Consider the following 9,297-nt stretch of genomic DNA (forward strand, 5'->3'; position numbering starts at 1 on the left):
CTCGCCGGAACCGCCTCCGGCGCGCGCTCCGCCGCCCGCAGTTCCCGACGCGGCACCGAGCGCAGCATCGTCGCCTGCGAGGACGGACCGAGTTCGGGCGCGGGCCCCTCCTCGACCGGCAGCGGCTCCGCCACGACAACGGCTCCGCGCAGGACCGTGCCTGGACGATCGGCCTCTTCGAACGTCGGGACACCCGTCGCGAGCGGGAGCGCCGGCAGCCCCGCCAGCTCCGGCGCGAGCCTGCGGAGGATCCCCGCCGCCTCCGGAGCTGTCGGCCGGGACGCCGGATCCTTCGCGAGCATCCGGTCGAGGAGCGACGTCAGCCGCGGCGGCAGGTCGAGCGGGGGCGGGAGCATCGAGACGTGCCGGTAGGCGACGGCGAAGTCGGTGCCGACTCCCGCGAAGGGAGTGCGCCCGCAGAGCAGCTCGTAGAGCAGTATCCCGGTCGAGTAGACGTCGCTCGGCGGACCGGCCGCGCCTGTGGCGAGCATCTCGGGCGAGAGGTACTCGGGCGTCCCGATGATGCCCGTGGTCGCGCGCGGTCCTTCGGCGACGACGTGGGCGATGCCGAAGTCGGAGACACGGACGGCGGATCCGAGATCATCCGCACCCTCGGCGAGCAGGACGTTGTCGGGCTTCACATCGCGATGGACCGTGCCGATCGCATGGGCCGCCGCGAGCGCATCGAGGATCGAGGCGGCCGCCGGAAGCGCACGGGCGGCGGCCAGCGGCCCCTCGGCTCGCAGGAGCTCGCGCAGCGAGCCTCCGCCGACGAGCTCCATCACGATCGCGAGCGTCTCTCCCTCGACCACCAGGTCGCGGACCTCGACGACGTGCGGATGCCGCAGCCGTGTGAGCACGGACCGCTCGCGGACGAACCTCTCGACCAGCCCCGCGTCCTGTGCGTGCTCGCGACGGAGCAGTTTCGCAGCGAGGTCGGGCCCCTGAGCGTCACCCGCGCGCCACACCTCGCCCGCGGCGCCCGCGCCGATCCGCTCGATCAGCCGATAACGCGCGCCCAGAGCGTCGCCAGGGCTCGCCGCCATACCGCCCCCCGATCCGAGATTCTGTCGACTCCGCCTGGAAGCGTAGCGGCGATCGATCGCGTCCGCGGACGGTGGCGCGGCAGAGAGCGCAGGTGCGGATGCGGCCTGCCGGTGACCGACAGGTCGTCCCGCGCCCATGGCCTTACGAGGACCTACACCGAGCCGGCCCTGGGATCGCGGCGGGTGACCGAGACGACGCTCGGGAGGAAGAGGGTCGCGACGGCGACCAGCGCAGGAGCCAGGAGCGCCCATCCGATGTCGGGGGCCGCGTACTGCCCCTGGAAGGCACCGAGGGCGACCGCCATCTGCACGAGCTGCATCGTGAGTGCCGAGCCGCGCATCCAGCTGCGCCGGCGAATCGCGGCGAGCGTGGTGGCGGCGGCCCAGCCGAGCGCGATCAGCGCAAGCACCACGATCGCCACGCCTCCGCCGACGGTGTCGGCACGAGTGGTCAGGAGCTCGATCACGAGCCAGCCCGCGAGCGCCGCGACGGCCAGGGTCTCGAGAGTGAGGACGGAGATCAGGACCAGCAGCCCGGCCGGCCAGGAGGCGTTCGAGCGGGGTCCGCGGGACCCGTTCGCATCAGCGATCACAGCCACATCCCATCCAGGACTCTTGATTCGGGCTCATCCCCGTGACAGGCTAGTCCAGTTCGTTTCACCGCTCACAGGGTCGTGGGTTTCCGCCGATGTGAACATCCGATCCCACCGCGCCGTCAGGCCGGAGGCGAGCCGGGTGACCAGCACTGGAGCCGGGTGACCAGCGCCGTGCCCCCGCACAGCGCCGAGTGCACCGGGCAAGAACCGAGCGCCGTCCCGTCCACCGCACCGAACCGCCCTGCGCACGCGCGCAGGCGGTCGTGGCGTGCACCGGTGAAGGCGCGGAGGTCGACGTGCCGGTCGAGATCGTCGGCGTGGATCGATCATCCCACCCGAACACTGCGTGGTTCCTCCACGCACGCCGTCACACAAGGAGCACCCGCATGGACTGGCGCGACAAGGCCGCTTGCCTCACCGCTGACCCCGAGCTTTTCTTCCCGGTCGGCAACACCGGCCCGGCGGTCGACCAGATCGAGAAGGCGAAGTCGGTGTGCGCTCGCTGCACCGTCACCGAGGTCTGCCTCCAGTACGCCCTCGAGACCGGCCAGGACTCGGGCGTGTGGGGCGGCCTCAGTGAGGACGAGCGCCGCGCACTCAAGCGCCGCGCGGCCCGCGCCCGCCGCGCCTCCTAGCCGCTCGGCGGCACGACCTCCGACCCCCCGGTTCGCCCTACGGCGGGCGGGGGGTCTCGTCGTCCCCGGCGCGGGAGCCGGACGCAGGCGTGGGAACGCAGCGCCCTCCCCCGACGGCCCTCGTCCCCACCGGACCCGGACCTCCAGCGGCCGCCCGTGTCAGGAGCGGGCCCGCTCCAGCCAGCGCAGCGGCACCTCGATGGTCACCTCGGTGCCGCGCCCGACCAGCGTGTGCCAGTCGATCGTGCCGCCGAGCTCGCCCTGGATGAGAGTGCGCACGATCTGAGTCCCGAGGCCGGAACCGACCTTGCCCTCAGGCAGGCCGACGCCGGTGTCGCGCACCTTGACCGTCAGCTCGTCCTCGCTGCGCGAGGCGACGATCTCGACATCGCCCTCACGGCCGGCGAGCCCGTGTTCGACGGCGTTCGTCACCAGCTCGGTGAGGGCCAGGGCGAGCGGAGTCGCGTACTCGCTGGGCAGGTTGCCGAAGCTCCCCGTCAGCTTCGGGTGCACGGTGGTGTTGTGGGTCGAGGCGACCTCGGCGATCAGCAGCAGCACCCGGTCGAACACGGCGTCGAAGTCGACGTTCTGGTTGAGCCCCTCCGAGAGCGTGTCGTGCACGACCGCGATCGCTGCGACACGGCGCATCGCCTGCGTGAGCGCCTCCCGGGCGAGGTCCGAGTGCGTCCGGCGGGCCTGGATCCGCAGCAGCGACGCGACCGTCTGCAGGTTGTTCTTGACCCGGTGGTGGATCTCGCGGATGGTGGCGTCCTTGGTGATCAGCTCGCGCTCCTGGTGGCGCAGCTCGGTGACGTCGCGGCAGAGCACGACCGCGCCGACCCGCTCACCCCGGTCGCGGATGGGGATCGCCCGCAGCGAGACCGTGACTCCCCGCGCCTCGATATCAGTGCGCCAGGGCGCGCGCCCGGTCACCACCAGAGGGAGGGACTCGTCGACGACGACCTTGCCGGCGATGAGGGTCGTGGTGACCTCGGCGAGCGACTCCCCCTCGAGCTCATCGGCGAAGCCGATGCGGTTGAACGCCGACAGGGCGTTGGGGCTGGCGAAGGTGGTGATGCCGTCGACGTCGAGCCTGATCAGGCCGTCGGAGGCGCGCGGAGCCCCGCGGCGCGGTCCGGTCGGCGCACCCAGATCCGGGAAGTCTCCCGAGGCGATCATCGAGAAGAGGTCGTTCGCGCAGTCGTTGAACGTCAGTTCCTGGCGGCTCGGTGTGCGCGTCTCGCTCAGATTGGTGTGACGCGTGACCACGGCGATCGGCCGGTCCGTGGTCGCCCCGTCCGAGGCGCCGAGTCGACGCAGCACGGGAACGGCGCGGACGCGCGTGGGCGTCTCCTCGAACCAGTCGGGCGCAGAGGTGTCGACGATGCGCGCGGTCTCGAACGCCTCGACGACCTGCGCCCGCCACTCGGACTTGATCCGCTGCCCGACGAAGTCGCGATAGAAGAGCGTCGCTGCGCTGGAGGGACGCGCGTGCGCGACGGCGACGAAGCTCTCGTCGGCGGTCGGCACCCAGAGCACGATGTCGGCGAAGGCGAGGTCGGCGAGCAGCTGCAGGTCACCGACCAGCAGGTGCAGCCACTCCACATCCGCTTCGTCGGACCGGCCGTGGGAGAGGACGAGATCGCTGAGGGTCGACACCCGTCAAGCCTAGGGCGCTCGTCAGCCCTCGACCGCCGGGCACATACCGCACTGGTTCGGGTTGACCCTGGTTATCCACAGTCTTGGCATTGAAGGACCGTGAGCATCGCTCGACTGATTCGATGAAGGTGTTCCCGCGCGCTTCGCCCCCGGCGCGCTCCATCCGTCCGAGCCGAGAGGTGACCCTGGACCCGTGAGTCGCTCGCCCTGCTACTGGAGACCGCCCCATGAGCCTGCCCCTCCACGCCTTCGATTACCGCACCCTCCCCTTCGATGCGGTGCCCACCGGAGAGAAGCCGGCGGTCGCGGCGTTCTTCGCGCCGCAGCCAGCGACGCGGGCCGAGTTGCCGGACCCCGAGCCGATCCTCGCGCGTCTCACGCTCGTGGTGATCGAGATCCTCGAGGGTTCGCGCGAGATCGATCAGATCGCCCGATGGCTCACGGACGAGGTGTACCGCCACCTGCAGAAGCGGGTCGTGCTCGCCGCTCGCTCGCGCAGCCTCGCGCGCCGCACGGGGCAGCGGATCCCGTTCACGATCGGCCGCGTCGTGATGGCAGAGCCGCGCGACGGCGTGATTGAGGGAGTGGTGCTCGTGCACAGCCGCGTGCGCACCCGGGCCGTCGCCATCCGCCTCGAGGGGATGGACGCCCGCTGGCGCGCGACCGCGATCAACGTGCTGTGACAGCGACCCCGTCGCCGGCACGGCACCCACGAATCGAGGATCGCCCTCGGGTCGGTGGTCGACGACGGGGCTCGGCCTCGACGATGCGCCTGGGCGCCCGTCGACATCCGCTCGATCAGGGCCGCGCAACCGGTCGCGGTCGGGGCTCGGTCGTTGTTCCCCTCGCGTGCGACGCCGTCTGCGGAGGCGGCAAGCGAGTCGCCGCCCACTGCCTCGTCGTCGACCGCGAGCCGATGCCGACGAAGGGGCACGGGGCGGCGCTGGAGTCACGCCGGGGTCGTCGGCCCGGTGGGCTCGTCATCAGCGAGGGACCGGCTGCCGGTCGACCTCGGCGACTCCATCGACGAAGCCGCCCCTGCAGACGCTCGGCAACGGCCCGGGAGGGGTGTCGATCGGGGGCGGCACCGCCTGAGACGAGGTCGCCCCGACTCCCGCGTGCTGCGGGACCGGGGCGACGTCGTCCGGGACGGGGCTCAGCGGCGCTTTGCCTGCGCGCGACGCTCCTCCCGGTTAGCGGGAACAGCCTCGGAGCCGCCGGACTTCTGGCCGAACGCCCCCGTGGTCGCCGCGCTCTCGGGCTCGCCCTCGGGCTGGGCCTTGCGGGTCTCCTCGGCGCGGGCCTTGGCCGTGGCAGCCTGCTGCACCTGGCCACGCTGGTTGCGCACCTCGACCCCTCCCGAATCGCTCGGCGCCGAATAGCTGAGCTTCTCGGCGGGAGCGACGGGCTGCGAGAGACCCTTGGCGGCGACTCCGGCGACCTCGCCCTGCTTCTGGGTGACCTCGACCTCGAGGTTGAACAGGAAGCCGACGGTCTCCTCGCGGATCTGGCCCATCATCTGCTGGAACAGCGCGAAGCCCTCCCGCTGGTACTCGACCAGCGGGTCGCGCTGCGCCATCGCGCGCAGGCCGATGCCGTCCTTGAGGTAGTCCATCTCGTAGAGGTGGTCGCGCCAGCGGCGGTCGATCACCGAGAGCACGACGCGGCGCTCGAGCTCCCGCATGGCCACGGAGCCGAGCTGCTCCTCGCGGCGCTGATAGGCGAGCGTCGCATCCGAGAGGATCTCGCGGCGCATGAACTCCCGGTTGATGCGGCCGCGGCTGCCCGCCTCCTGCACGACCTCGTCGATCGTGAGGCTGATCGGGTAAAGCGTCTTCAGCTCGGTCCAGAGGGCGTCGAAGTCCCAGTCGTCGCCGTTGCCCTCACCGGTGTGCACCTCGAGGATCTCGTCGATCACGTCGACGAGGAACTTCTGGGTGCGCTCGTGGAGATCGTCGCCCTCGAGGATGTGGCGGCGGTCGGAGTAGATGGCCTCGCGCTGGCGGTTGAGGACATCGTCGTACTTGAGGACGTTCTTGCGGATCTCAGCGTTGCGCGCCTCGACCTGCGACTGAGCGCTGCGGATGGCGCGCGAGACGACCTTCGACTCGATCGCGATGTCGTCGGGGACGTTGCCGCGCCCCATCAAAGCCTCGGCCGCCCCCGAGTTGAACAGGCGCATCAGATCGTCGGTCAACGACAGGTAGAACCGGCTCTCGCCGGGGTCGCCCTGGCGGCCGGAACGGCCGCGGAGCTGGTTGTCGATGCGACGTGACTCGTGCCGCTCCGTGCCGAGCACGTAGAGACCGCCGGCGGCCTGGACCTTCTCCGCCTCCTCGGCGACCTTCGCCTTCACGGCAGCGAACACGTCGTCCCAGGCGGCCTCGTACTCCTCAGGAGTCTCCGAGGGGCTGAGGCCCTTGCCGGACAGCTCTGCGACCGCGAGGAACTCGGCGTTGCCGCCGAGCATGATGTCGGTGCCGCGACCAGCCATGTTCGTCGCCACGGTGACGGCGCCCAGGCGGCCGGCCTGCGCGACGATCGCCGCCTCCCGCGCGTGGTTCTTCGCGTTCAGGACCTCGTGGCGCACGCCCTTCTTGGCGAGCAGGCGCGAGAGGTACTCGCTCTTCTCGACGCTGGTCGTGCCGACGAGGACGGGCTGCCCGGCCGCGTGGCGCTCCGCGATGTCCTCCACGACCTGGGCGAATTTGACCTCCTCGTTCTTGTAGACGAGGTCGGCGTTGTCGATGCGCTGCATCTTGCGGTTCGTCGGGATCGGGACCACGCCGAGCTTGTAGGTCGACATGAACTCGGCTGCCTCGGTCTCGGCCGTGCCGGTCATGCCGGAGAGCTTGGAGTAGAGGCGGAAGTAGTTCTGCAGCGTGACGGTGGCGAGGGTCTGGTTCTCCGCCTTGACCTGCACACCCTCCTTCGCCTCGATGGCCTGGTGGATGCCCTCGTTGTAGCGGCGACCGGCGAGGATGCGGCCGGTGTGCTCGTCGACGATCAGGACCTCGCCGTTGAGCACGACGTAGTCCTTGTCCTTCTTGAACAGCGCGCGCGCCTTGATCGCGTTGTTGAGGAACGAGATGAGCGGAGTGTTCGCCGACTCGTAGAGGTTGTCGATGCCGAGGTAGTCCTCGACCTTCTCGATTCCGGGCTCGAGCACGCCGACGGTGCGCTTCTTCTCGTCGACCTCGAAGTCCTCGTCCTCGACGAGGCGCTTGGCGAGGTTGGCGAACTCGGCGAACCAGCGGTTGGCCTCACCCGACGCCGGGCCGGAGATGATCAGCGGGGTGCGGGCCTCGTCGATGAGGATGGAGTCGACCTCGTCGACGATCGCGTAGAAGTGACCGCGCTGGACCATGTCCTGCGCCTGCCAGGCCATGTTGTCGCGGAGGTAGTCGAAGCCGAACTCGTTGTTCGTGCCGTAGGTGATGTCGGCCGCGTACTGCTCGCGGCGCTGCTCCGGGGTCTGACCCGAGAGGATCACGCCGGTCGTCATGCCGAGGGCGCGGAAGACGCGGCCCATGAGCTCGGACTGGTAGGACGCGAGGAAGTCGTTGACCGTCACGATGTGCACGCCGCGGCTGGCGATGGCGTTGAGGTAGGCCGGGAGGGTCGCGACGAGGGTCTTGCCCTCTCCGGTCTTCATCTCGGCGATGTTGCCCAGGTGCAGGGCGGCGCCGCCCATGAGCTGCACGTCGAAGTGGCGGAGGCCGAGCGTGCGGCGCGAGGCCTCACGGACGGCGGCGAACGCCTCCGGGAGGAGGTCGTCGAGGGTCTCGCCGTTCGAGTAGCGCTCGCGCAGCTCGACGGTCTCGTTCTTCAACTCCTCGTCGCTGAGGTGCGTGAAGTCCTCTTCGAGGGCGTTGACGGCCTTCGCGTAGTTCTCGAGGCGGCGGATGACCCGCCCCTCCCCGACGCGAAGGACCTTTTCGAGGACAGAGGCCACGGGTACTCCAAATAAGTAGAAGACAGGAGTCGCACGCCGGAGCGCGGACCCCGACCAGCCTAGCCGGGGCGGGCCGTGCGCTGCCCGGGCGTCGCGTCCGCCCTGGGCGGACTCCCGGGCGGCTCACCGGGTCCGGGACGAGGAGGGCCCCGGAGCGGCTCGCTCCGGGGCCCTCTGTGCGGGGCGCCGACCTCAGCCGGCGGCCTGCTCGGAGAGCGCGTCGGCCTCGTCGCCGAGACCGATCACCCCGTAGTCCCAGCCCTTGCGACGGTAGACGACGCTCGGGCGGTCGGTCTCGGAGTCGATGAAGAGGTAGAAGTCGTGACCCACGAGCTCCATGTAGTCGACGGCGTCGTCGACCGTCATCGACACGGAGGGGAAGACCTTCTTGCGGATGACGACGGGGCAGTACGGCTCCTCCACCTCGTCCTCCGCCGGCTCGGGTGCCTCCTGGACGGGCACGACCCCGGTGCTGAGCTGCTCCAGCACCGCGGCGTCGGCGGGCTGGATCGCGACGACGCTGAAGTCGTCGGCGGCCGCATCCCGGAGCGAGGTCGGCCGATGCTGGCCCCGATGGACCTTCTTGCGGTCCTTGGCGCGTCTCACCCGTTCGAGGAGGCGCCCGATGGCGATGTCGAAGGCCGCGTACTTGTCGGCTCCGCTCGCCTCTGCCCGCACGACGGGCCCCTTGCCGATCAGCGTGAGCTCCACCCGGTCGCCGCCGCTCGAGCCCTTGCCCTCGGCGTGCCGGCTCGCCTTGATCTCGAGCGCGAGAGCACGATCGGCGAGGTGCGCGACCTTGTCCGACTTCTCCGTCGCATACGCGCGGAAGCGGTCGGTGATGTCGATGTTGCGTCCTGTGATGTCGATGTCCATGACAACCTCCCAGTCGAGTACGGCGTGCCGCCTTTCTCCGGGGCGGACCGTTCACGCCGTGCCCCCACCGTAGACCCCGGCCCCCGGATCGGCACCGGGAGTTCCTGGGGGTGCTGCTGGTACGGCCTCCGATCGCAGCGGTGTCCCGGCGAGCGCCGCCGCGCCGAGCACCGTGCCACCGGCTGCGCGCACGGCGCGGCGCAGCTCGAGCAGGGTGGCGCCCGACGTGACGACATCGTCGACCAGCACGATCGGCGACGAGGTCGAGAGGGGTCGGCGTGCGCGGAAGGCCCCATCGAGGTTGCTGCTGCGCTCGACCCGGCCGAGCCCCACCTGGTCTCGTACCACCCGAGTGCGGGCGAGCGACGGCCCGAGGCTCCCGCCTGCCGCGCTCACCAGCAGCGCGACGGGATCGACGCCACGGCGCACCCGGCTCGCGGAGGAGCTCGGCGGGGCGATCAGCGCCACCCGCCGGCCTGCGAGCGCCGCGCCGAGGGCCGGCCGGAGCACAGCGCCCAGAGCGGGGACCG

At 70.8% G+C, this 9,297-nt stretch carries 7 protein-coding genes and 1 pseudogene; 2 read left to right on the forward strand and 6 right to left on the reverse strand.

Annotation, left to right across the window (positions count from 1 at the left end; translation table 11 throughout):
- Positions 1-1,046: serine/threonine-protein kinase (locus tag ACH61_RS12350; RefSeq protein ID WP_153038860.1), on the reverse strand; the 1,046-nt coding region annotated here is incomplete at its 3' end.
- Between the two features lie 152 nt (positions 1,047-1,198).
- Positions 1,199-1,639 carry a hypothetical protein gene (locus ACH61_RS12355; protein WP_068212451.1) on the reverse strand — a complete coding sequence of 147 codons (441 nt, stop codon included), beginning with the start codon at positions 1,637-1,639 and terminating at the stop codon, positions 1,199-1,201.
- Positions 1,640-2,028: 389 nt separating this feature from the next.
- On the opposite strand from ACH61_RS12355, the gene ACH61_RS12360 reads away from it, so the two are divergent.
- The gene (locus ACH61_RS12360) at positions 2,029-2,277 is read left to right on the forward strand and encodes a WhiB family transcriptional regulator (RefSeq protein WP_055788231.1); all 249 of its coding nucleotides are present in this window, start codon (positions 2,029-2,031) and stop codon (positions 2,275-2,277) included.
- Positions 2,278-2,436: 159 nt separating this feature from the next.
- Here the strand turns inward: ACH61_RS12360 and ACH61_RS12365 are convergent, their stop codons facing one another.
- Complete coding sequence (locus ACH61_RS12365) at positions 2,437-3,936, reverse strand: sensor histidine kinase (protein WP_068212443.1); 1,500 nt, start codon at positions 3,934-3,936, stop codon at positions 2,437-2,439.
- A 227-nt stretch (positions 3,937-4,163) separates the two neighbouring features.
- Between ACH61_RS12365 and ACH61_RS12370 the strand changes: the two genes are divergently transcribed.
- Positions 4,164-4,619 (forward strand): Rv3235 family protein, encoded by a 456-nt coding sequence (locus tag ACH61_RS12370; RefSeq protein ID WP_068212445.1) that lies wholly within the window; start codon positions 4,164-4,166, stop codon positions 4,617-4,619.
- A 473-nt stretch (positions 4,620-5,092) separates the two neighbouring features.
- Here ACH61_RS12370 and secA read toward each other — a convergent pair whose 3' ends face one another.
- The 3 genes and pseudogenes from secA to ACH61_RS12385 form a co-directional block, all read right to left on the reverse strand.
- Positions 5,093-7,891, reverse strand: coding sequence for a preprotein translocase subunit SecA (gene secA / locus ACH61_RS12375; RefSeq protein WP_068212446.1), 2,799 nt, complete (start codon positions 7,889-7,891; stop codon positions 5,093-5,095).
- A 192-nt stretch (positions 7,892-8,083) separates the two neighbouring features.
- Positions 8,084-8,767: a ribosome hibernation-promoting factor, HPF/YfiA family gene (hpf, locus tag ACH61_RS12380; RefSeq protein ID WP_068212448.1), complete on the reverse strand. Its 684-nt coding sequence runs from the start codon at positions 8,765-8,767 to the stop codon at positions 8,084-8,086.
- 51 nt (positions 8,768-8,818) lie between these two features.
- A pseudogene (locus ACH61_RS12385) lies at positions 8,819-9,297 on the reverse strand (ComF family protein); the annotation flags it as partial.

Origin of the sequence: Rathayibacter tanaceti (assembly GCF_001634385.1) — a bacterium.
In the GTDB taxonomy this organism is placed as follows: domain Bacteria; phylum Actinomycetota; class Actinomycetes; order Actinomycetales; family Microbacteriaceae; genus Rathayibacter; species Rathayibacter tanaceti.